The following is a 22,012-nucleotide window of genomic DNA, read 5'->3' on the forward strand; positions in this document are numbered from 1 at the left end:
GGCCGCGATCCGGCGGGTCGCCATATTACTGCTGTAATTGACGAGTGGACTACAGGCGTAATCCAACGGGAGCGCGTCATGGCCGTCCGCCACTCCACCCCCTTCGACTTTACCCCGTCCCGCCGCCCCGCGCGGACGACCAGCCTGGTCGTCGCGGGCTCGGTCGGCGCCCATGCGCTGGTGGCCGCCTATCTCGCGATGATGCAGTTCGCGCCGCCCAAGCCGCTCGCGACGGCCGAAGCGCCGCCGGTCATGGTCACGATCGATCGGCCGCAGCCCCCGCCGCCCCCGCCCGAGCCGGCCCGGCCCGAGCCGCCGCGCACGCTCTCGCCGCGCGCGCCCGTGATCGCCAGCGCCCCGATTCCCGTCACGCCGATTCCGCTGACGCCCGTGGTCGAGCCGGTCGTCACGCCCGGTCCCGTGGCGATCACACCGCCTGCGCCGCCTGCCCCGCCCGCGCCGGATCCGGTCATCCGCAACCCCACCTGGCTCAAGCGTCCGAGCGCCGGGGAGATGGCCCGCTTCTATCCCGACCGCGCCGCTCGGCTGGAGATCGAAGGGCGGGCGATGATCACCTGCGAGGTCACCCCTTCCGGCGCCGTCGACGCCTGCCGCATCGCGTCGGAGACGCCGGACGACGCCGGCTTCGGCGCCGCGGCGCTCAAGCTGGCGCGGTACTTCCGCATGAGCCCGCAGACGGTGGACGGCCGGCCCGTCGGCGGCGCCCAGGTCTCCATCCCCATCGCCTTCCGCCTGCCGAAGTGACCCGGACGCCTTCTCTTCCAGCGCGGCGGGCCTGCCGGCTCAGTAGCTCTTCGGCAGGCCCAGCACGCGCTCGGCGATGTAGTTCAGGATCATCTCGCGGCTGACCGGGGCGATGCGGGCGATCATCGCCTCGCGGAAGTAGCGCTCCACGTCGAACTCCTTGGCGTAGCCCATGCCGCCGTGCGCCAGCACCGCCGCCTCGCACGCGCGGAAGCCCGCCTCGCCGCCCAGGTACTTGGCCGCATTGGCCTCGGCCCCGCACTCGCGGCCGGCGTCGAACAGGGCGGCGGCCTTGAAGGCCATCAGGTTGGCGGCCTCCAGCTCGGCCCAGGCCCTGGCCAGCGGATGCGCCACGCCCTGGTTCTGGCCGATCGGGCGGCCGAAGACGACCCGCTCCTTCGCATAGGCCGCCGCCCGCCCCAGCGCCGCGCGCCCCAGGCCCACGGCCTCGGCGCCGATCAGCACCCGCTCGGGGTTCAGCCCTTCGAGCAGGTAGTAGAAGCCCCGGCCCTCCTCGCCGACCAGATCTTCGGCGGGCACATGGAGATCGTCGATGAAGACTGCATTGGATTCAACGGCTTTCCGCCCCATCTTCGGGATCGGCGTGGCCGTGATCCGGCTGCGGTCGAAGTCGGTGTAGAAGAGGCTCAACCCCTCTGTCGCCCGCTTCACCTCCGCCTTCGGCGTAGTCCGCGCGATGATCAGCATCTTGGTGGCGCGCTGGGCGTTGGTCGTCCACATCTTCCGGCCGCGGATCACATAGCCGTCGTTGGTGCGCACGGCGCGGGTCGTGAGGCTGGTGGTGTCCAGGCCCGCGTCCGGCTCGGTCACGGCGAAGCATGTGCGGTCCTCGCCGGCGATGATCCGCGGGATCGCCTGCCGGCGCTGGGCCTCGCTGCCGAACTTCACCACGGGCATCAGGCCGAAGATGTTCAGGTGCATGGCGCTGGCGCCCGAGAAGCCGGCCCCGCTCTCGGCCACCGCCTGCATGACGATCGCCGCCTCGGTCAGGCCCAGCCCCGCGCCGCCCAGCTCGGCCGGCATGGCCACGCCCAGCCAGCCCGCCGCGGCCATGGCCGCCACGAAGGCCTCGGGAAACTGACCGCTCTCGTCCACCTGTCGCCAGTAGGCCGCATCGAAGCCCTCGCAGAGGCGGGTCACCGCGTCCCGGATCGCCTGCTGCTCGTCGTTCAGCCAGAAGCCGTTCATGCCTTCCCCCTCAGCCAAATCGCGCCGGATCCAATCGCGTCGCGTAGGGGCCCGGATCGCGCCCGGTCACCCGGGCCGTGACCACCTGAGCCACCAGCGGCGCCAACAGCCAGCCGTTGCGCCGCGCGCCGGTCGCGAGCATCACGCCCGGCGTCTTGCCGGGCCCGGCCATGGGCAGTCCGTCCGGCGTCGCCGCCCTGACGCCCACCGATATCCGATACGGCCGCCCCGCCAGGTCCGGGAACAGACGCAGGCCGGCGGTCAGCAGGGGTGCGGCCCGCGCCTCGTCGATCGCCGGGTCGTCCCGGCCCGGCTCCATGGTGGCGCCGAGCACCCGGACGTCACCCGGCGCCACATAGACGCCCTCGCCGCGAACCACCGCCCCCGTCGCCGCCCCGGCCAAGCGCACGATGTGACCCTTGATCGGGGAGAGGGTTGCGATCTCGGGCGCAACGGCCGCCAGTCCGCCGCCGGCGCCGGTGGCCACGACCAGGACATCCGACTCGCCCCGATCCGCCTCCTGCCCCCCCGCCAGGGCCTTCGGCAGGAAGACAACCCCGGCCGCCCGGGCCGCCATCCGAAGCGCCTCGAGCGCCGCCGACGCCTCGACGCGCCAGTCTTCCCGCGTGAACAGCGCCGAGCCGAAGGTCTCCCCGAGGCCCGGCGCCAGGGCCTGGGCCGTCCGTCCGCCGATTTCCGCCGGGCGCTCGTTCAGGCCGGCGAACCCCTGCGCCACCTGCGCCATCCAGGTCTCGCCCCCCACGGCCAGCGCCCCGCTGCGGTCCAGGGCGACCCCGGTCCGATGGGCCAGCGCCGGCCAGAGGTCGCGAGCGGCCAGCAACAGGTCGAAATGATCCCGCGCGGCCGGATCCAGCACCGCCTCGAAGACCGGCGCGATCATCCCGGCCGCCACGCTCGAGGCGTTGGGACCGCCAGGGTCGGCCACCGTCACGGCGCAGCCGGCGTCCGCCAGGGCCAGGGCCGTCGTCAGCCCCAGCACGCCGGCTCCGGCCACGGTGACTCGGGGGTGGGTGGTCATGCTCCTTAACGACCCGCTGACCCGGCGAAAATCAAGATCGGAACCCGGCGCCCGGCCACGGGTTGATCGGACGCGCCCGGGAGGAACGCCGAGATGACCTGTCACCACAGCCGGCCTGCGATCCCGTCGGAGACCGCGGCGACCGACCGCGCACCGGCCCCATCCGCCGGCAGGGTCCGCTGAGGGCGCCATGGCCGAAGCCCTGGCCCCGGCGATCCCCGACGACATCGAACAGCTGGCGCGCGACGTCCTCGCGACAGCCGGCGATCGGGGCCTGCGCCTGGCGACGGCCGAGAGCTGCACCGGAGGCCTGCTGGCCTCGCTGCTGACCGACATACCGGGCCTGTCCCACACGTTCGAATGTGGCTTCGTCACCTATTCCGACGCCGCCAAGATCGCGATGCTGGGCGTACCCGAGGCCTTGCTCGCGGAGCATGGAGCCGTTTCCGAAGCCGTGGCGGTCGCCATGGCCGAGGGGGCGGTCGCCAGGTCGGACGCCCATCTGGCCGTCGCCATCACGGGCTACGCCGACAACGGCCCGGGCCCGTCCGGCCTGGTCCATTTCGCGTGCGCCTGCCGGGGCGCCCCCACGCGCCGCCGTGAGGAATGCTTCGGCGCCGTGGGCCGCGCCGAGGTCAGACTCGCCGCGATGCGGGTGGGGCTGCGCCTCATGTGCGACGCCCTGGCGAAACGCTCCCGCGCGGCCTGACGAGCGAGGCGCCGAGCGGACCGCTCGCCGGCTTCCGGGCGACGGTGTTTCGGCGACGATGCAATCGCGCAATGGACATGCGCGTCGGGCGGGATAGAACTTGCGGTATGTTCTCGGGGGAGACGTCCTTGGTCCGCGATTTCGTGGTTTGGCTGGCGTCTCTGGGCAAGGGGTCGGGCGAGTACGACCCCTCCTGGAGCGAGATGCTGGCCAGCACGCTCAATGTGTGGGGCCTGCTGGAGGGCACCCACGTGCTCTCGCTGATGCTATTCGCCGGTACGATCTTCCTGGTCGATTTCCGGCTGCTCGGGATCGGCTTTCGCAACACGCCGGTCTCCGTGATCAGCGAGCGGGTGTTGCCGCTCACCGTGGCGGGCTTCATCCTGATGGTGCTGACAGGCGTCGCGCTCTTCTACGCCAAGCCATTGGTTTATTATCATAATATCTGGTTTCGCCTGAAGCTGGTGTTCCTGGTGATCGCCGCCGTGAACATCTTCGTCTTCCACGTCCGGGTGCAGCGCGACCGCGCCGTCTGGGACACCGCGCCCAGGCCGCCGGCCAAGGCGCGCATCTCCGCGCTCGTCTCGATCGTGGCCTGGATCACCGTCATCACCTTCGGCCGCTTCATCGCCTACGACTGGTACGAGTGCGGCAAGCCCCTGCCCCACTGGGCCAACGTGATCCAGGAGTGCGCGACCTCGGAATACGGCGCGATCGACCTGTCGGAGATGGCCCGATGATCGCGCCCCAGGACGTCTTCCCCCAGATCGCCGACTGGGTGGCCAATCTCGACGACGTCTTCCCGGGATCGTGGGTCAAGCCCTACTTCGCCCAGTGGGAGGTGGTTCACCTGCTGTCGCTGGCGTTGATCGGCGGGACCACCCTGCTCCTGAACCTGCGCCTCATCGGCTTCGGGCTGAGCGACGAGCCGCCGTCCGCCGTCCGCCGGGCCGTCCTCCCGTGGCTGAACCTCGGCGTCGCCGGCATCCTGGTCACCGGCGTGCTGATCGGCACGTCGAACCCCGAGCGGCTCTACACCTCGGAGGCCTTCACGGCGAAGATGCTGGGCCTGGCCGCCGCGCTGGTCCTCACCTACGGCGTCAGCCTGCCGGCCGCCCGGGCCGAGGGCCGGCTGAGTCGGGGGGCCGGTCTGTGGGCGGCCGTGGGCCTGGCGATCTTCGGGCTCAGCCTGGGCGTCTTCGCGGTGGCCAAGCTGGTCAATCCCGGCCTCTGGCACCTCGTCATCGCCGCCGCGCTGCTGGTGCTGTTCGTCACCCGCAGGCGCATGCGGATCATCTACCTTCTGGGTCTCGTAGGCCTGATGGCGACGCAAGTCGCGATCCACCACGTGATCTACCGTCCGGATGACTACGCGAACCTCGATCCGGCCAACAAGGCGATGATCGGGATCTACCTGGCCTGGATCCTGGCCGCCGCTGCTATCCAGATCGTGCGGGGCGGGCGTGATCCCGGCGGCGGGCCGGCGGTGAAGGCCCTGGCCTACGCCGGCATCCTGGTCTGGGTCGTCACCGCCGCCGCCGGCCGCTGGATCGCCTTCGCCTGAAACGTCTGGCAAAGGCGTCTCCACGGATGCCGAAAAGGCGTGAAAGGCCCGGTTCGGAACGCTAATCAGGAGCCGTGTCTGTGCCGACATGCTAGCCGCCGCGGGACCCGAGAACATGCGATCGCCCATGCCCCAGGACGTTCATGCGGCCCGTTGAACTCGCGCTGCAGGTGCTCGAACGCGTCGCCGAGGACCAGCCCATCGGCGCCAGCGAACTGGCCCGCCGGATGCAGCTGCCCAAGGCGACGGTCCACCGCCTTCTCATCGTGCTGGAACACTGCGGGTGGCTGGAGCGCGACGGCGACGGGCGCGCCCAATGGAGCGTCACCCTGAAGCCCGTGGCCGTGGCCGGCCGCGCCATCGAACGCAAGAGCGGCCTGCGCATGGCCGCCCTTCCCGTCATCGACGAACTGCGCCGCACGACCGATGAGACCGTGCATCTGGGCGTGCTGGAAGGCGACAGCGTGGTGCTCATGGAACGGTTCGACGGCGCAAAGTCGGTCAACCGCTTCCTGCCGATCGGGACCCACTGGCATCTGCACTGGTCCAGCGCCGGGCGCGCGATCCTGGCCAACTTCCCGCCCGACAGACAGGCCGCCTATCTGGCCCAGCCGCTGCTCAAGCGCCGCTCGACCGAGCCCCTGGAGCCTGGGGAGCTCGCCGCCGAACTCGACGCCGTGAAGGCCCAGGGATACGCCATCACCATCGGCGGCGGCGAGGCGCGCAGCAGCAGCGTGGGCGCCGCCATCTTCGACAAGCAGGGCTTCCCCTTCGCCGGCCTCTCGATCACCGGCGCCGTCGAGCGGCTGACACGGGAGAAGCTGGAGGCTCTGGCGCCGCAGGTGGCCGCAGCGGCGCACCGCATCTCCATGGGCATGAGCCTGGCCTGAATCGGCCCGGGCCGGGCCTTGACGAAGTGTGGCGGGACGCCGCGAACGGCGTCCCGCACAGCCGTCAGTAGCGGTAGGTCAGGTCCAGCCCGAAGGTCCGCGGTTCGTTGTAGACGTTGTAGTTGACGAAGTTCGCGCCCGTGCCCTGCAGGATGCTGTGGAAGACATTGTATTCCACGTTGGTGATGTTCTTCATCCACGCCGAGACGGCCCAGGTTCCAGGGGTCGCCCCCATTTCCATCTCGCCCAGCGTCACGCGTGCGTTCAGCATCGTGAAGGCCTGCGACTTGCGCGCGACCCCTTCGGTCGGGAAGCTGCCGCTGGAGTGGTTGGCGTCCAACCGCGCGGCGAACTCCCCGAACTCGAGGGGCTTGGTGTAGTCCACCGAGACCGAGGCCGCGTGACGTGGCGTCAGCCCGCTGCTGGAGCGGACGAGAACGCCGGAGAACGGGTTGACTAGGTCCGGATAGTCGCCGTCCGTGAACGAGTAGTTTGCGTTGAACCGCAGGCCGCGGGCGGGGGCCACGGTCAGGTCGATCTCCACGCCCCGGATCTTCGCCGGCGCGCCCACGTTGACGGTCTCGGTCGCCGAGGGGTTGGCGGGGTCCTGGAACGTCGCCTGCCGGTTTCGATAGCTCGACCGGTAGGCCGCGACGTTCAGGCGGGCGCGCCGGTCCCAGAACTCGGACTTCAGCCCCAGTTCCCAGGCTTCAAGCTCCTCCTCCTCGAAAGGCCGGAACGTCGCCGAGCGCGAGTTCGCCCCGCCGGCGCGGTACGCCACGCCCCAGCGGACATAGGTGTTCACCGCCTCGGTCCAGTCGAACGCAACCGTGGCGGCGGGATCGACGCGCGAGGATGAAAACTCATAGCGAAGCGGCGAGGGCACGCCCCGGATGGACGTCATCCGGCCATGCTTCTCGTCGTCGGTGTAGCGGAGGCCGAACGTGAGGTGCAGCCGATCGTCCATCACCGGCGGCGTCCAGGTGGCCTGGCCGAACAGCGCCTTGGACTGGACGTGGTTGTCGCTGGCCCGGTCCGGCCTGGGGCCGCCGACCGGTTCGGGGAGCACCGTGTAATCCGTGCCCGTCGCATTGAACCGCAGCGTGCGGGCCGTCCACGCGCTCTCGGTCGCGTCTTCCTCGAAATAGAAGGCGCCCACGACATAGTTCAGGCGCTCGTGCGTGCCGATGACCTGGAATTCCTGGCTGAACTGATCCTGGCCGATATCGGCCAGGCTGATCCGTCCGAAGAGCCCGTTCGGGGCGAACGCGAAGAACAGACCGGCGTTGGCGTCGTACTGCGATTGCGACAGCTTGCGGTACGAGGTGATCGAGCGAAGCGTCAGGGCGCTGGACGCGTTCCAGGTCACGTTCAGGCTGTGGCCGCTGATCTTGGCCACGCTGGGCTCCAGCGGCGCGCCGATCCGCGACTGACGCACACGGCTGGGCTCCAGGCCGAACATCGGCGCCAGCGCCGGCGCGCCCGGCAGCAGCGAGATGAACTGGCCATAGCCGCCCGTCGATTTGTCCCGGGAGGTGTCATAGGAATAGAGGGCCGACAGCCCTTCCACAGGCTCCCATAGCGCGGCCGCGCGCAGGCCGCGCCGGTCGTACTGGTTCCAGTCCCAGGCGCCGGGCAGGTCGTTGTTCACCCAGCCGTCGCGCTTCGAGAGCAGGCCGTCCAGCTTGATGCTCACGCCGGCTATCTCAGGGAGGTTCAGGTTGGTCGCGACGTTCCAGCCGTCCAGGTTGCGGACCCCGACCTTCTGGGTCAGCCCGAATTCTCCCGTAGGACGCTTGGTGATGATGTTGAGCGCGCCGCCGATGGTGTTGCGGCCGAACAGGGTGCCCTGCGGCCCGCGCAGCACTTCCACCCGCTCGATCTCGAACAACTCGGTCCCCAGGCCCTGGACCCGGCCCATATAGACGCCGTCGGTGTAGATGCCGATGCTGGTCTCGCGGCTGATCTGGGTGGAATCGCCCGTGCTCACGCCGCGCATGGCGATCGACACCGCCGAGGCCCGTCCGAAGAAGGGAATGATCCGGATCGACGGCACCGAGCCCTCGACCAGATCCTTCACGCTGGCGACCCCACGGTCCGCCAGTTCGGCGCCCCCCACCACCGACACCGCGATCGGCGTCTGCTGGAGCGAAGTCTCGCGCTTCTCGGCGGTGACCACGATCTCCTCGAGGTGGGTGTCCGTCTGCGCGTAGGCCCAGCCCGGCGCTACGAGGACCGAACCCAGCAACAGGCCCCTCAGCCCCATCTTCATTGTCTTCCCCTTCTGACAAGCGATTGCATTTCGCGTCGTTTTGCGAGACATCGTCTCGTATTGCGGTACATCTATCATTGAAGCGGGATGGTCAACCGCTCATGGGAACCGGTCGACGCCATGCGTCGGACAATCGGAGTGGAGATTGAAATGCGTGGACGGGGATGGATGGCGGCGGGATGCGCGGCGCTGGTGCTGGGCGCCGGCGCACAGGCGATCTCGGCGGAGACGCCTCGAACGGGTGTTCCGAAGGGCTATCTGGCGCAGCGGGACCTGCCGGACGGACTGTCACTCCTTCCGCCGCCGCCCGCCGCCGGCTCGCCCGCAGCGGCGGCGGACGAGGCGTACTTCCGCGACACCCGCGCTCTCGAAGGCGGCCCCCGGTGGTCGCAGGCGCTGGCCGACAACGCGATCCTGGAGCCGGGCGCGTTCCGGAGCTGGTCCTGCGCCGCCGGCGTCGCGCTGAGCAGCGAGGGAACGCCCGTGACCGCGCGACTGCTCACGCGCATTGCGGTCGACGCCGGGCTCGGCACCTTTCCGGCCAAAGCCCACTACGACCGGCCTCGTCCTTTCATGGTCACCGAGCTGCCGACTTGCACCAACCCCGAGCCGCTGCGGGGCAATGGCTCCTATCCTTCCGGCCACTCGGCCGTGGGCTGGGCCTGGGCGCTGGTGCTGGCTCAACTGCGGCCGGATCGCGCCACCGAAATCCTCACGCGGGGGCGCGAGTTCGGCGACAGCCGCGCCATCTGCGGGGTCCACTACATGACCGACGTCGAGTCCGGCCGGACGTTCGGGGCGGGAGTCGTGGCGCGGCTGCAGGCCAGCACGGAATTCCAGCAGGATCTCGCGGCCGCCAGGGCGGAACTGGCCGGCTTGGGGGAGACGGCTGCGTCGGCGGCATGCCCCGTCCCGGCGGGGTGAACGGCGTCAGCCCGGGCGGTACGGCGTCAGCCTGGGCGGTCTCGATCGAGCGGCTTCAGGCGGCGGGGTGCAGGCTGCCCCAGCCCTGGTGCCACTCGGGCTCGCCGGCGTAGCGCTGGGCCAGGAAATCCACGAAGGCGCGCACCTTGGCCGCCAGATGCCGGGCATGGGGATAGACCGCATGTACGTGGATGAGCTCGGGCTCGTGGCCGCACAAGACGGGGACCAGACGGCCTGAACGCAGGTCCTCCGCCGCCGCGAAGGCGGGCGTGCGGACGATCCCGAACCCCGCCACCGCCGCCTCGACGCAGGCCTCGGCCCCGTTGAAGCGCAGCCGGCCCTGCACACGCACGTCGCGCATCTGGACGCCCGCCCCGAACCGCCAGACCGTGGGGTCTCGTCCGTTGGTGTCGAGGATCGCCTCGTGCCGGCCGAGATCCTCAAGCGCCATCGGCGTACCCGCCGCCGCGAGATAGTCCGGCGAGGCGCAGGTGACCAGGCGCACGGCCGCCAGCTTCCGCGCCACCAGCGAGCTGTCGGTCAGGTGGCCGATGCGGACGGCGACGTCGAAGCCCTCTTCCACCAGGTTCACCATCCTGTCCGAGAAGCTCACATCCAGTGAGACGGCCAGGCAGCTTCGGGCAAAGTCGATGAGGGCCGGCGTGAGCTGATTGCGCCCGAACGAGACCGGCGCGGAAACCTTCAGGTTTCCACTGGGACCACTCTGGTCGCGCACCGAGGTCTCCAGCGCATCGAAACGCTCCAGCATGTCCCGCGCGCGCTCCAGATAGGCCTGGCCGGTATCGGTGAGCGAGACGTCCCGCGTGGTGCGATTCAGCAGGCGTGCGCCGAGGCGGTTTTCCAGCCGCGCCACGAGCTTCGAGACCTGAGCGCCGGAGACGTTCAGACGGCGCGCGCCCTGGGTGAAGCTCCGCGCCTCGGCGACGGCCGCGAAGGCCCTGATCTCGTCCACACGATCCATAGATTGCTTCCTGTCCGGAGATACTGTCCTTCATTCAGTTGCGATTATCAACGAAAGGGTTGTGACCCATCTTCCCGGCATCGCCTCGCATGACGCTGCTCGGGACCGAACCCATGTCGCAAACCAGAACGACCGGACACCTCACCCCCTACGCCCTCACGGCCCTTCGGGTGATGACCGGCGCGCTCTTCCTCGGCCACGGCCTGGTGAAGCTGGCCGGCTTTCCGGAAGGCGCCCAGCCGGGCGTTCAGCCGCTGGCCAGCCTGCTGGGGGTCGGCGCCGTGATCGAGGTCACCACCGGCGCGCTCGTGGCCCTGGGCCTCTTCACACGTCCGGCCGCCTTCATCGCCTCGGGCATGATGGCCGTGGCCTATTTCCTCTTCCACGCTCCCGCCAGCTTCTATCCCGTGCTCAACGGCGGCGAGCCGGCGATCCTCTTCAGCTTCATCTTCCTGCTGTTGAGCGCCTCCGGCCCCGGCGCATTCGCCGTCGACAGCCTTGTCGCCGGCCGGGCCCTGCGCCGGGCGGCGGGCTGATCCCTCCATTCGTCCCCTCTCGCAAAGGAGCTACCTTATGCCTCAAGCTCGCACCGTCGCCGTCGTCGTCGGCTCGATCCGCAAGGACTCGGTCAACCGCAAGGTCGCCAAGGCCCTCGCCGCGCTGACCCCCAACCTGAAGTTCGAGGTCGTCGAGATCGGCGCCCTGCCCCACTTCGACCAGGACCTCGAAGCCGCGCCGCCCGCCGAATGGGTGACGTTCCGCGAGCAGATCGCTGCGGCCGACGCCGTACTGTTCGTCACGCCGGAGTACAACCGCTCGGTCCCCGGCGTGCTCAAGAACGCGATCGACGTGGGCTCGCGCCCCTACGGCCAGAGCGTATGGAACGGCAAGCCCGGCGCGGTGATCAGCGTCTCCCCCGGCGCGATCGGCGGTTTCGGCGCCAACCACCACCTGCGTCAGTCGCTGGTGTTCCTGAACGTGCCGCTGCTGAGCCAGGAGGCGTATATCGGCGGCGCCTATGGCCTGTTCTCCGAAACCGGCGAACTGATCAACGACAGCACCGCCGACTTCCTGCGGGCCTATGGCCAGGCATTCTCGGCCTGGATCGAGAAGATCCTCGCCGAAACCCCGGCCAAGGCGGCCTGACGCCCACGTCCATACAGAGTTCCAGGTGACGCCATGACCCCGCATCCGCCCCCTTCCCCGTCGAAGACGCTCCCCACCGTCTTTCTCCCCCACGGCGCGGGGCCCTGCTTCTTCATGGAGTGGACGCGAGGCCCGGCCGACACCTGGGACCGGACGGCCGCCTATCTGCGCGGGCTCGTCGCCGGCCTTCCGGAACGTCCCCGTGCGATCCTCGTGGTCTCGGGCCACTGGGAAGCGCCGGCGTTCACCGTCGCCAGCGGCGCGCGGCCGGCGCTGGATTTCGACTACCATGGCTTCCCGCCCCATACATATGAGCTGACCTTCGACGCGCCGGGCGCCCCCGGCCTGGCGCATCGGATTCGCGACCTGCTCGCGGGCGCCGGCCTCCCGGCCGCCGAGGATGCGAGTCACGCCTGGGACCACGGCGTCTTCGTCCCCCTGAAGCTCGCGACGCCCGACGCCGACGTCCCGGTGGTTCAACTCTCGCTCCGCGGCGACCTCGATCCCGCGGCCCACCTCGCCGCCGGGCGCGCGCTCCGGCCCCTGCGGGACGAAGGCGTTCTGATCGTGGGATCGGGCATGAGCTGGCACAACATGCGCGGCTTCTCGCCGGCGTTCACCCGGCGCTCGGCCGACTTCGACCGCTGGCTCGAAGCCGCGGTCACCGACGCGGCCGCCCGCGAGAGGACGCTGGCGGCCTGGGAGACGGCGCCCCACGCCCGCGAGGCTCACCCGCGCGAGGAGCACTTCCTGCCCCTGATGGTGGCCGCCGGCGCCGCCCCGGGCGAACCTGCCGCCGTCGCCTTCCGCGACACGGTCATGGACGTCGTGGTCTCGGCCGTGGAGTTCGGCCGGGCCGCCTGACCTCCCGGCGGGAGCCCGAGCCCTCCTTTCCCCGGCGACACACGCCCGCCGTGAGGGGTTCCGGATCTTCGCTCAGGCCGCCGCTGTCGCGGCCTCGTCGACGTCTTCGCTCACCGCCGCCTGCAGCGCCTCGAAGAGGCGACGGGCTTCGATGGGCTTGGCCACGAAGGCGTCCATGCCCGACTGCAGGTACTCCGCGATCTGGTGACTCATGGCGTTGGCGGTCAGGGCGATGATGGGGGTGCGGGCACGGCCTTCGGAACGCTCGCGGGTCCGGATCCGGGCGGTGGCGGTCGGGCCGTCCATCACCGGCATCTGGACGTCCATCAGAATGACGTCCCAGGCCTCGCGCTCCCACGCCTCCACAGCCTGGCGGCCGTCACCGACGATCTCGGGCTCGACGCCCACCTGCGCCAGCAGGGTCCTGAGGACGAGCTGGTTCATCGCATTGTCCTCGGCCGCCAGCACCCTTAGCGGCCGAACAGGCGCAGCCGGCCAGGAAGCCATCTTGCGCGGCTTTGCGCGACGCGCCGGCCTCGGACCCGCCGCCGAACGGGCCACCTTCTTCAGCGGCAGGCGCGCGGTGAAGGTGGAGCCCATCCCCGGGGCGCTGGTCGCCGAGATCTCGCCGCCCATCAGCTCGGTCAGTTCGCGGCAGATGGCCAGGCCCAGCCCGGTGCCGCCGAACTTGCGGGTGGTCGAGGCGTCCGCCTGATGGAACTTGCGGAACAGGCCCGCGAGCTGGAACGGGGTCATGCCGATCCCGGAATCCATGACCGTCAGAGAGAGCGCGCCCTTCTCGCGACCTATCCGCACCTTCACCCCGCCCCGTTCGGTGAACTTCAGCGCGTTGGAGACGAGGTTCCACAGGATCTGGCGAACACGCACCTCGTCGCCCTCGTAGACGCCCCGGGCTGCGCGGTCGACGGTCAGCTCGAAGGACACGTCCTTGGCCTCGGCGATCGCCTGGAAGGTGGCGTGCACGGTCTTCGCCAAGGCGCCGGCCTCGAACCGCGCCGTTTCCAGCGCGAGCTTGCCGGCCTCCACCTTGGACAGGTCCAGAACGTCGTTCAGGATCGCAAGCAGGCTCTCGCCCGACTCGCGGATCACCTCGATCCGCTCGCGCTGCACATCGGTGAGCTGTGCATCCGACGCCAGCGCCTGCGCCATGCCCAGGACGCCGTTCAGCGGCGTGCGGATCTCGTGGCTCATGGTGGCCAGAAAGGCGCTCTTGGCCCGGTTCGCCGCCTCGGCCTCGTCCTTCGCCGCCACCAGCGCGCGTTCGGCCGTCTTCTGCGCGGTGATGTTGCGCAGCGCGCCGACGAGCCGCACGGGCCGTCCCTCCTCGTCGGTGATCAGCCGGGCCACGCCGGAAGCCCATATCTCCTGGCCGTCCGAACGGGCGATCCTATGCTCCGGTCGGTAGGGCGCGCCCTCGCGAACATGGCGCTGCCACGCGGCCTTCACCGCGGCGACGTCGCGCCGATCTATGCCGCGATAGATGTCCTCGGACATGTCGGCGTAGGTCATGGGCTGCTCGAAGAAGGTGTCTTCGGCGCCGACCTTGATCAGTTCCTGACGCCCATAGTCCATCTCGTAGACATGCAGGTCCGAAATCCCCAGGACCAGCTTCAGCCGCTCTTCGGAACGCTCGGCCCGTTCCAACCCCTCTACGAGTTCGGTGATGTCATAGGAGCTGATGATGAGGCCCCCCACCTCGCCCCGGTGGTCGCACCAGGGGGTGAGTTCCAGCCGCGACCAGGCCTTGCTCCCGTCCGGCGCAGGAATCTGGAGCCGTTCGATCGAATGCCGATGGCCCTTGAGGCACCAGGCGAGCCCGTCACGCCACTGATCGAACATGTCTGGGCGCAGCTCGAACAGCGTCTTGCCTATGACCTCGCGCCCTTCGAGCCCGCGCGCCTTGACCCACTGCGGGCTCGCGTAGAGCAGCCGCATGTCCCGGTCGGTCAGCACCATGGCCACCGGCATCGAGTCCACGATCGCCGACAGGGTCCGTTCGGAACCCGCCTTGACGCGGGCGGCCTGGACTCGGGTCCATTCGTCAGCGGCGAAATCGGCCAGATCCTGCAGGCGGCGCGCCAGGGCGGGATCGTACGCGCGGGCGCCCGGGCCGGCGACCCACAGCGCGCCGGGCGTCGTACCATCCTCCAGCCGGATCGGCGCGCTCGCGTAGAACAGCGGCCCGGACAGTTCCCTGACCAGGGGATCGTCGCGAAACCGAGGATCGAGCCGACAGTCCTCGAGCCATAGCAGCTCGCCGGACCGGATCACCTCGCGGACGCCGGCGGCGGCGCCCAGGTCCCGCTCGTTTCGGCGGCTCCGCCAGACGCCGTCGGGCGTCACGAGGGTGATCTGGGCTTCGACCTGGCCGAACAGGGCGCGGGCGAGCCGGGTGGCGCGGTCGAGGACAGGCCTGGAATTCTCCAGGCCGGGCGGCATCTCTTCCGCGGCTGCGCCAGGCGCGTTCGACATCGACTTCCCCCGGGCGCGCGTATCGCAACGCCTCCCCCGGCAGCCTTATGATCCACAGGCGTTAAATGGGGGCTTAACGCAACGTGAGCGTGTGAAGAACGATTCCACTCGTGGTCGCCACGTTGAGAGAGTCAAACCCGCCCGCCATCGCGATACGAACGGTCCGGGCCCGCGCCAGCACCGCCGCGGGCAATCCCGGCCCCTCCGCGCCGAACAACGCCGCGACCCGACCGGCGGGGCGGACGTCCTGGAGGTTCTCCGCGCCGGCCGGCGAGAGCGCGACCGTCTCGAAACCGGCCCCGCTCAGCGCCGCGACAAGGTGTTCTCCACTGCCGATCCGCGCGAACGGCGTCGTCAGGGCGGCGCCCACGCTGACGCGGATCGCCTTTCGATACAGCGGATCGCAGCAGGTATCGTCCAGAAGCACCGCATCGGCCCCGAAGGCGGCGGCGTTGCGGAAGACGCCGCCCATGTTGTCGTGATTGGCGATGCCGACCAGGCCCACGACCAGGGCCTGCGGCGGCAGGCCCGCCAGCAGCGCGGCGGCGTCCCGCCGAGGCCGGCGCCCCACGGCCAGGACACCTCGGTGAATGGGGAACCCCACCACCCTGTCCATCGCCGCCTGCCCGGCGGCATAGACTGGAATCTCGCCCGGCAACGCCGCGATCAGGTCCGACAGGCCCTCCAGGCGGTGCGCGGCGACCAGCACCGATTCCAACATGCCGGGGGTGGCGCGGGCCACCTTCTCCAGCACCACGCGTCCCTCGGCCATGAAACGTCCGTCATGGCCCACAAGATCGCGGTCCCGGACATGACGGTAGGGCTCCAGGCGCGGATCGTCCGGATCGTCGACCGCGACGATCACTCAGCGATCCGTGGCGTTGTCGCGGATTCGCGCGATCATGGACTGGCTGGCGATGGCCATCAGCTCACCATCCTGTGCGAAGAGATGCATCGAGCCGTGCGCGAAACCGCCATGCATCCCCGACATGCTTATGTCGCAGAGCACCCACTCCGTCGGAACGATGCGCCGGATGCGCAGGGTATTGTCCAGGCTGTTGCCGCCGGCGTTTCGCCCCATCGCGGCCCCCAGGCCCGAAGGCACCAGGTCGGCCATGATCGCCAGCATGCCCGTATCGATGGGAAAGCCCTCGCGCGGGCGCACCCAGATCATCGAACGCCCGTCGGCTTCCGGACGGCCGACCCGATCGGCGCCATAGCGGCCCTTGGCCCGCCGGACCTCCATGCGGCTGTGCAGACCTTCCTGGACGTGCCGCCAGTGTTCGGCGGGCTCGCAGTCCTCCGGCGGGGGCGCTTCCGGCATCCGGACCCACTGCTCCGAAAGGTCCGACGGCCGGGCGCCCAGGGCGGCGTTGACGGTCAGGATCTCCTTGTCGCCCACATGGCCGATGACCCGGGCCTGGGTGTTGTACTTGCCCTCGACGGGTGTCCAGACATCGAGGTCCACGATGCTGCCGGGACGCGCGTACGACAGGTACTGCGCCGTCGCCCAGATCACAGGGCGGTCACAGGTGCGCTCCATCGCCGAGACTGCGGAGGCCAGGCCCACGCCGCCGAACATGAACATCGCCCCGGGCGCGCCGACGCTGATGTTCGTCTCCACCGGCAGATACCAGCGATGCGGATTGTGGGTGGGGCGCAGGTCGAAGAAGAGCTTGTCCATCCGTCATCTGAAAGCGTGTCGCGGACGCCAGCGCAAGAGCCGCTTCAGCAACGCGCAATCACAGCCGCCACACGTTCCGCGAGAAGTCGTTCACCAAGCCTGAACCAACAAAATTAAGCGTGAAGTCAGAGGCGTGCGCCTAGTGTCCGCGTGCGATGATCAGCCAACCGCTCTCGCAAATCGGCGCTACGGTCCTGCGGCGACCGTTCTACATGCCCCTGGCGTTCATGCTTGGTGGGATGGTGCTGGCCCTTTCCATGACGCCGGTCTTCGACGCGTTCGTCCCGCGCCTGCTTCTGTTCTACGCCGGGACCGCCCTGGCCTACGCCCTGATGCCTTATGTACGGCGCGGCGACATCCCGCTGGTCGCCGCCTGGGTCATCCTCGTCAGCGAGCTTGCGCCGTGCGTCGCCGGCGAGCTCATATCCCCCGCCCAGGTGGCGGCCGACGCGCTGGGCGTGCTGATGGCCGCCGGACCGATCTACCTCGCGCGGCTGAGACAGGTGATGCAGGGCGACGTCCGGCCCGCCGGACGCCGCGCCTCGGAACTCCGCCGCTAGAAGTTCGCGCGGCGGCTGATCGCGCCGTCCACCACCATGTTGATCCCGGTCGTGAAGGCCGAGCGCGGACTGGCCAGGAACACGGTCGCCGCAGCGACTTCTTCGGGCGTCGCCATCCGGCCGGTGGGATTTCGCTGGATCATCTGTTCGAAGAAAGCCGGCATTCCCGCCTTCACCCGCCCCCAGACGCCATCCTCGAAGAACACCGTCCCCGGCGACACCACGTTGCAGCGGATTCCCTTCGGGGCGTTCTCGCGCGCCAGGCCCTTGGCGAAGTGGATCTGCGCGGCTTTCATGGCCCCGTAGGCGTCGGGCCGATCGGCTTCGGCCGCGGAAATGGACGAGGTGATCAGGAACGCCGCGTCACCCTTGTCGGCGGCGGCCTTCTCCAACAGCGGCTTGGCCGCCTCGAACGTGCGCACCGCGCCCAGGATGTCGATCTCGAACATCGCCCGCCAGGTCTCCTCGCCGGCCCCGTTTACGAGGGCGCTGGCGTTGGAGACGAGGATGTCCACGCCGCCCAGGGCCTCGCCCGCCGCGGTGACGAAGCCCCTGAGCGCCGGGCCGTCGGCGATTTCCACCACCTGGCCGAACGCCTTCACGCCCTTGGCCTCCAGGGCCCGCACCGCCTCCGTCACCTGCCCGGCGTTGCGGGCGCAGATGGCGACGTTGGCGCCCTCGTCCGCGAAAGCCTCGGCGATGGCCCGTCCGATGCCGCGAGTCGCGCCCGTCACCACCGCCGTCTTGCCCTTGAGCTGCAGGTCCATCCCGTCCTCCTGTCTTGTGGGCGCGGACCTTGCCCGAAGGCCTAGGCGCCAAACAAGCGGGCATGCGTCTCGCGAAGCCGGTTCTTCTGGACCTTGCCCATGGTGTTGCGCGGCAGTTCGTCCACGAAGACCACCCGTTTGGGCGTCTTGTAGGCGGCCAGCCGGCGACGCGCCTCGGCGATGATCGCCGCCTCGTCGCCGGTTCCCATGAGCACGGCCACGACGCCCTCTCCGAAGTCGGGGTGCGGAACCCCGATCACCGCGCTCTCGACCACGCCCGGAAGTTCGTCGAGCACCAGCTCGACCTCCTTGGGATAGACATTGTAGCCGCCCGAGATGATCAGGTCCTTGGCCCGGCCCGAGATCCAGACGCGGCCGTCCGGGTCGCGATGGCCCACGTCGCCGGTGAGGAAGAAGCCGTCGGCGGTGAATTCCTCGGCCGTCTTCTCCGGCATCCGCCAATACCCGGAGAAGACCGACGGCCCGCGGATCTCGATGACCCCGGTGGCCCCGGCAGCCGCCTCTCCGCCCCCGATCCGCAGCTCGACGCCCGGCAGCGGATAGCCAACCGAGCCGGCGATCCGGTCCCCATGCAGCGGATTGGTGGTGATGATCACCGCCTCGCTCATCCCGTAGCGTTCCAGGATGCGCTGGCCTGTACGCGCCTCGAACTCGGCGAAGGTCGAGGGCAGCAGGGGCGCCGAGCCCGAGATGAACAGCCGCACGCCCGCGGCGCGCCCGCGCGTGAAGTCCGGATTGGCCAGCAGGCGGGTGTAGAAGGTCGGCACGCCCATCATCACCGTGGCCTGGCCGAGGCCGGCCAGCACCTCGTCGTCCGCGAACTTCGGCAGCCAGACCATCGGGCAGCCCGACAGGAGGGCGCAGTGCAGCGCGACGAACAGGCCGTGGACGTGGAAGATCGGCAGGGCGTGCAGCAGCACGTCGTCGGGCGTGAAGCCCCAGGCCTCGTGCAGCGCCAGGGCGTTGGCCGCCAGCGCGCCGTGGGTCAGCATCGCGCCCTTCGACCGGCCCGTGGTGCCGGACGTGTAGATCAGCGAGGCGAGATCCGAACCTCCACGCGCCACGGCGGCGTCCAGCGGCGCATGCGTCCGCGCATGCGCGACCCAGGCCGGCGGGTCGGTGACGAAGGCGGCGGGCTCGGCGTCGTCCAGGAAATAGTCGACCTCGGCCGGCGTATAGGCGCTGTTGAGCGGCAGGTAGACCGCGCCCGCCTTCAGCACGCCCAGATAGACCATGATCGACTCGGGGCTCTTCCCGGCCTGCAGCGCGATTCGATCTCCGGGCCGCACGCCTTCGGCCACCAGGCGGCCCGCCACGTGGGCCGCCCCGGTCTCCAGGTCCCCATAGCTGACGGTCGTCCCGTCGCTCAGCAGGAAGCAGGGCGCGCGCCGATCGGCGGGAAACCGGGCGGCCAGCAGATCGTAGAGGTTCGCGGAGGGCGGTTCGGTCATGGGCCTTCCCTAGCTCATTTTCCGCAGCGATTGTCGCCCCATGACGCTAGCCGAAGCCCTGACCCGTATCCGGCGGCACGACGGCGCCCTGAACGCCTTCGTCCGCGTGTTCGACCCGCCCCTGGCCGACCTGGGGATGACCGGCCCCACCTTCGCGGTCAAGGACCTGTTCGACGTGGCCGGCGTCCCCACCGGCGGCGGGGCGCGCACGCCGCTCGACCCCGCCCCCGGCCGCAACGCCGTGGCGGTGGAGCGGCTTCTCCAGGCCGGCTGGAGCGCCGTGGGCAAGACCCGCACGGTCGAGCTGGCCTATGGCGGCTGGGGCACGAACCGGGCGGTCGGCGCGCCGCGCAATCCCTGGGATGTCAACGTCGCCCGCGTGGCCGGCGGCTCCTCCTCGGGTTCCGCCGTGGCGGTGGCGGCGGGCTTCTGCGACGCGGCCCTGGGCAGCGACACCGGCGGCTCGGTGCGCATCCCGGCGGCGACCTGCGGCGTGGTGGGCCTGAAGCCCGGCCGCAGCCTCGTCAGCCTCCTGGGCGTCCATCCCCTAAGCCCGTCCCTCGACACCGTCGGCGTCCTGGCGCGCGACGTGGCGACGGCGGCCCGCGCCCTGGCGATCGTTTCCGGCCCTGACGGCGAGGCGGCCACGCGCGATCCGTTCGACGCGGAGGCTGCGATGACCCGGGCGACTGGCGGCCTCCGGCTCGCCGCGATGCCACAGTCGGCGCTGGATCCCCTCGATCCCGACGTGGCGCGGCTATACCGCGAGGCGCTGGACCGGCTGGGCGAAGCCGGCTTCGAGGTCGCGGAAGCGCCGCCGCCCGCCGCCTTCGACGAGTCCTTCACGTCCAACGGCCTCCTGATGGCCGGCGAGGGCTGGCGGATCTGGGGCGCGCGGATCGCGGCGCTGGCCCACGAGATGGACCCCTGGATCGTCCGCCGCTTCGAGGTGGGCCGCGAGATCACCGACGAGCGCCTCGAACGCGCGCATCGCGAGCGGGAGGCCAGCCAGGCGGCCGTCCACCGCTGGATGGCCGGTTTCGACGGCCTCGTCTCGCCCACCTGCCCGATCCCCGCCGCGCCCTTCGCCGATGTGGACGAGACCGTCTCGCCCCTCAGCCGCCTGACCCGCGCCGCCAACTACCTCGATCTGCCGGGGATCAGCGTGCCGTGCGGCCTCACACGCGAAGGCTTGCCCGTGGGCCTCCAGATCCTGGGACGGCCGCACGATGAGGCGGGCGTGGTCGCGATCGCCGTCGCCTTCGAGCGCGTCTCGGGATGGAACGGCCGCATGCCCGACCTCAGCGGGTTCGCAGGCTAACCTCGGGCCGCCCCACCCATCGCCCGCAGCGCCACCCAGCCCACCAGCGCCCAGGCCGCGCCCAGGCACCAGCCCGCCAGGACGTCGCTGGGCCAGTGGACGCCCAGGTAGACCCGGCTGGACCCCACGCCCATCACCAGGAGGGCCGCCAGGGCGTAGGCCAGCGCCTTGCTGCGCCGCCGCGGCTCCAGGCTCGCCACCAGCATGGCCAGGGTGAGGAAGCAGGCGGTCGACATGGTCGAATGCCCGCTGGGGAAGCTGCCGGTGTAGACATGGACCTCGTGCGGCACGAGGTCGGGCCGCGGGCGGCCGAAGAACGCCTTGGTCCCGCTGCTGGACGCCCAGGCGGCCAGGACGACGCCGGCCATGACCAGCGCATGGGCCGTCCGGCGGTGGAAGGCGAAGGCCAGCACCGCCACCAGCGTCGTCACCGCCACCAGCGTGGTGCCCCCAAGCGCGGTGATGTCGCGGACGGCCTCCTCGACCGTGTGACCACCGATCGGGTCCGTCAGGTCCCCGGGCTCGCGCAACGCCAGGATGAGGCGCGAGTCGAACGCCTGGGTGTCGCCCCCGGCCATGGCGCCGGCCAGCGCCACGAAGCCCCAGAGGACGGCGGCCGCCAGGATCAGCCCGATGAGGACGCGGGCCTCGAAGCGGCGAAGGTAGGCTCCGAGACGCTGAATCGCGGGCATCATGCCGGGAGGCTAAGGCCCCGAAGGGCCCGGGGCAACGCGCGTCAGGCCGTCAGGCGCCAGTCGCCGCCGGCCCGGCGCAGGGTCATGTCGACCGCGGCCTGGGCGGCGTCCTGGGTGTCGTGCGCGCCGTCGGCGACCGTCTCGCCATTCTCGTCGTAGACACACCATCGCCACACATCGACGTCATGGCTGAGCGAATACGCAAGCGTGCGTCCCTGCGGCATACTCGTCCTCCGTTAACCGACGGATTCAACCGTGAGCAGATCAAACGGTTTCGCACTGCACAATCGCATTCGCGTGATGGCGGAATCGATTCGCGCGGCGGGCGAATCCTTGGTCAGATTCAGGCCTCAGACCTGCGCCTTCTGCTCCTTGAGCCAACGCTCCACGCATCGGCCCTCGGCAACGATCTTCGGAAGCGCGGTCCTGGGCACGGACGCCTCGAAAAGGGCCAGGGCCTCGTCGAGCGCGCCCAGCCTGTAGAGCGTCACCGCGAGCGCCCCGAGATTGGGGAGCCCCCAGGGATATGCCGTGGCGGCCCGGCCATACCACTTCGAAGCCTGGTCCTCGAGCGACGTCACCCGGTCGAACCACGGAAGCCCATGGACCCGGACCATCTCCGCCACCTCTGCCGGCCCCTTGGGATCGTTCTTCCA

Annotated in this window: 23 protein-coding genes; 11 read left to right on the forward strand and 12 right to left on the reverse strand. The window is 70.2% G+C overall.

Annotated elements, in window-relative coordinates:
* Nucleotides 1-78 precede the first annotated feature (78 nt).
* The gene (locus WG212_RS19330; RefSeq protein ID WP_337188750.1) at nucleotides 79-765 is read left to right on the forward strand and encodes an energy transducer TonB; all 687 of its coding nucleotides are present in this window, start codon (nucleotides 79-81) and stop codon (nucleotides 763-765) included.
* A gap of 39 nt (nucleotides 766-804) precedes the next feature.
* Here WG212_RS19330 and WG212_RS19335 read toward each other — a convergent pair whose 3' ends face one another.
* Entirely contained in the window at nucleotides 805-1,974 is a 1,170-nt protein-coding gene (locus WG212_RS19335; RefSeq protein WP_337188751.1) for an acyl-CoA dehydrogenase family protein, read from the reverse strand.
* 10 nt (nucleotides 1,975-1,984) lie between these two features.
* Nucleotides 1,985-3,013: an FAD-dependent oxidoreductase gene (locus WG212_RS19340; protein ID WP_337188752.1), complete on the reverse strand. Its 1,029-nt coding sequence runs from the start codon at nucleotides 3,011-3,013 to the stop codon at nucleotides 1,985-1,987.
* Between the two features lie 190 nt (nucleotides 3,014-3,203).
* Between WG212_RS19340 and WG212_RS19345 the strand changes: the two genes are divergently transcribed.
* The 4 genes from WG212_RS19345 (at nucleotide 3,204) to WG212_RS19360 (ending at nucleotide 6,176) form a co-directional block, all read left to right on the forward strand.
* Complete coding sequence (locus WG212_RS19345; RefSeq protein WP_337188753.1) at nucleotides 3,204-3,722, forward strand: CinA family protein; 519 nt, start codon at nucleotides 3,204-3,206, stop codon at nucleotides 3,720-3,722.
* Between the two features lie 128 nt (nucleotides 3,723-3,850).
* Nucleotides 3,851-4,462 carry a DUF6644 family protein gene (locus WG212_RS19350; RefSeq protein WP_337188754.1) on the forward strand — a complete coding sequence of 204 codons (612 nt, stop codon included), beginning with the start codon at nucleotides 3,851-3,853 and terminating at the stop codon, nucleotides 4,460-4,462.
* Entirely contained in the window at nucleotides 4,459-5,286 is an 828-nt protein-coding gene (locus WG212_RS19355) for a DUF6644 family protein (RefSeq protein WP_337188755.1), read from the forward strand. The genes WG212_RS19350 and WG212_RS19355 overlap by 4 nt, the downstream gene beginning before the upstream one ends.
* A 143-nt stretch (nucleotides 5,287-5,429) precedes the next feature.
* On the forward strand, nucleotides 5,430-6,176 hold the full coding sequence (locus tag WG212_RS19360; RefSeq protein WP_337188756.1) for an IclR family transcriptional regulator: 747 nt from the start codon (nucleotides 5,430-5,432) through the stop codon (nucleotides 6,174-6,176).
* A 64-nt stretch (nucleotides 6,177-6,240) separates the two neighbouring features.
* Here WG212_RS19360 and WG212_RS19365 read toward each other — a convergent pair whose 3' ends face one another.
* On the reverse strand, nucleotides 6,241-8,448 hold the full coding sequence (locus WG212_RS19365; RefSeq protein ID WP_337188757.1) for a TonB-dependent receptor: 2,208 nt from the start codon (nucleotides 8,446-8,448) through the stop codon (nucleotides 6,241-6,243).
* 150 nt (nucleotides 8,449-8,598) lie between these two features.
* Here WG212_RS19365 and WG212_RS19370 point away from each other — a divergent pair, with 150 nt between their 5' ends.
* A complete protein-coding gene (locus tag WG212_RS19370; protein ID WP_337188758.1) occupies nucleotides 8,599-9,372 on the forward strand; it encodes a phosphatase PAP2 family protein in 774 nt (257 codons plus the stop codon).
* 55 nt (nucleotides 9,373-9,427) lie between these two features.
* On the opposite strand, the gene WG212_RS19375 is transcribed toward WG212_RS19370, so the two are convergent.
* Nucleotides 9,428-10,354, reverse strand: a complete 927-nt coding sequence (locus WG212_RS19375) for a LysR family transcriptional regulator (RefSeq protein ID WP_337188759.1) — start codon at nucleotides 10,352-10,354, stop codon at nucleotides 9,428-9,430.
* A gap of 113 nt (nucleotides 10,355-10,467) precedes the next feature.
* Here WG212_RS19375 and WG212_RS19380 point away from each other — a divergent pair, with 113 nt between their 5' ends.
* From WG212_RS19380 to WG212_RS19390, 3 genes are all read left to right on the forward strand, one after another.
* Complete coding sequence (locus WG212_RS19380; RefSeq protein WP_337188760.1) at nucleotides 10,468-10,890, forward strand: DoxX family protein; 423 nt, start codon at nucleotides 10,468-10,470, stop codon at nucleotides 10,888-10,890.
* 37 nt (nucleotides 10,891-10,927) lie between these two features.
* Nucleotides 10,928-11,500, forward strand: a complete 573-nt coding sequence (locus tag WG212_RS19385; RefSeq protein ID WP_337188761.1) for an NAD(P)H-dependent oxidoreductase — start codon at nucleotides 10,928-10,930, stop codon at nucleotides 11,498-11,500.
* Between the two features lie 114 nt (nucleotides 11,501-11,614).
* Complete coding sequence (locus WG212_RS19390) at nucleotides 11,615-12,364, forward strand: class III extradiol ring-cleavage dioxygenase (RefSeq protein WP_337188762.1); 750 nt, start codon at nucleotides 11,615-11,617, stop codon at nucleotides 12,362-12,364.
* Nucleotides 12,365-12,436: 72 nt separating this feature from the next.
* Here the strand turns inward: WG212_RS19390 and WG212_RS19395 are convergent, their stop codons facing one another.
* From WG212_RS19395 to WG212_RS19405, 3 genes are all read right to left on the reverse strand, one after another.
* A complete protein-coding gene (locus WG212_RS19395) occupies nucleotides 12,437-14,857 on the reverse strand; it encodes an ATP-binding protein (RefSeq protein WP_337188763.1) in 2,421 nt (806 codons plus the stop codon).
* A 73-nt stretch (nucleotides 14,858-14,930) separates the two neighbouring features.
* Nucleotides 14,931-15,722: an RNA methyltransferase gene (locus tag WG212_RS19400; RefSeq protein WP_337188764.1), complete on the reverse strand. Its 792-nt coding sequence runs from the start codon at nucleotides 15,720-15,722 to the stop codon at nucleotides 14,931-14,933.
* Nucleotides 15,723-16,541 carry an acyl-CoA thioesterase gene (locus WG212_RS19405; RefSeq protein ID WP_337188765.1) on the reverse strand — a complete coding sequence of 273 codons (819 nt, stop codon included), beginning with the start codon at nucleotides 16,539-16,541 and terminating at the stop codon, nucleotides 15,723-15,725.
* A 155-nt stretch (nucleotides 16,542-16,696) separates the two neighbouring features.
* Here WG212_RS19405 and WG212_RS19410 point away from each other — a divergent pair, with 155 nt between their 5' ends.
* The gene (locus WG212_RS19410) at nucleotides 16,697-17,101 is read left to right on the forward strand and encodes a hypothetical protein (protein WP_337188766.1); all 405 of its coding nucleotides are present in this window, start codon (nucleotides 16,697-16,699) and stop codon (nucleotides 17,099-17,101) included.
* Here the strand turns inward: WG212_RS19410 and WG212_RS19415 are convergent.
* Both WG212_RS19415 and WG212_RS19420 read right to left on the reverse strand, forming a co-directional pair.
* Nucleotides 17,098-17,868: an SDR family oxidoreductase gene (locus WG212_RS19415; protein WP_337188767.1), complete on the reverse strand. Its 771-nt coding sequence runs from the start codon at nucleotides 17,866-17,868 to the stop codon at nucleotides 17,098-17,100. The genes WG212_RS19410 and WG212_RS19415 overlap by 4 nt on opposite strands.
* A 41-nt stretch (nucleotides 17,869-17,909) precedes the next feature.
* Nucleotides 17,910-19,340: an AMP-binding protein gene (locus WG212_RS19420; protein WP_337188768.1), complete on the reverse strand. Its 1,431-nt coding sequence runs from the start codon at nucleotides 19,338-19,340 to the stop codon at nucleotides 17,910-17,912.
* A gap of 40 nt (nucleotides 19,341-19,380) precedes the next feature.
* On the opposite strand from WG212_RS19420, the gene WG212_RS19425 reads away from it, so the two are divergent.
* Nucleotides 19,381-20,661 carry an amidase gene (locus WG212_RS19425; RefSeq protein ID WP_337188769.1) on the forward strand — a complete coding sequence of 427 codons (1,281 nt, stop codon included), beginning with the start codon at nucleotides 19,381-19,383 and terminating at the stop codon, nucleotides 20,659-20,661.
* Here the strand turns inward: WG212_RS19425 and WG212_RS19430 are convergent.
* From WG212_RS19430 to WG212_RS19440, 3 genes are all read right to left on the reverse strand, one after another.
* Nucleotides 20,658-21,356 carry a phosphatase PAP2 family protein gene (locus WG212_RS19430; RefSeq protein WP_337188770.1) on the reverse strand — a complete coding sequence of 233 codons (699 nt, stop codon included), beginning with the start codon at nucleotides 21,354-21,356 and terminating at the stop codon, nucleotides 20,658-20,660. The two genes, WG212_RS19425 and WG212_RS19430, sit on opposite strands and share 4 nt — an antisense overlap.
* 41 nt (nucleotides 21,357-21,397) lie before the next feature.
* Entirely contained in the window at nucleotides 21,398-21,580 is a 183-nt protein-coding gene (locus WG212_RS19435; RefSeq protein WP_337188771.1) for a hypothetical protein, read from the reverse strand.
* Between the two features lie 126 nt (nucleotides 21,581-21,706).
* The coding region (locus WG212_RS19440) for a hypothetical protein (RefSeq protein WP_337188772.1) at nucleotides 21,707-22,012 on the reverse strand (306 nt) is incomplete at its 5' end.

Origin of the sequence: Phenylobacterium sp., from assembly GCF_037189685.1 — a bacterium.
Lineage (GTDB): Bacteria > Pseudomonadota > Alphaproteobacteria > Caulobacterales > Caulobacteraceae > Phenylobacterium.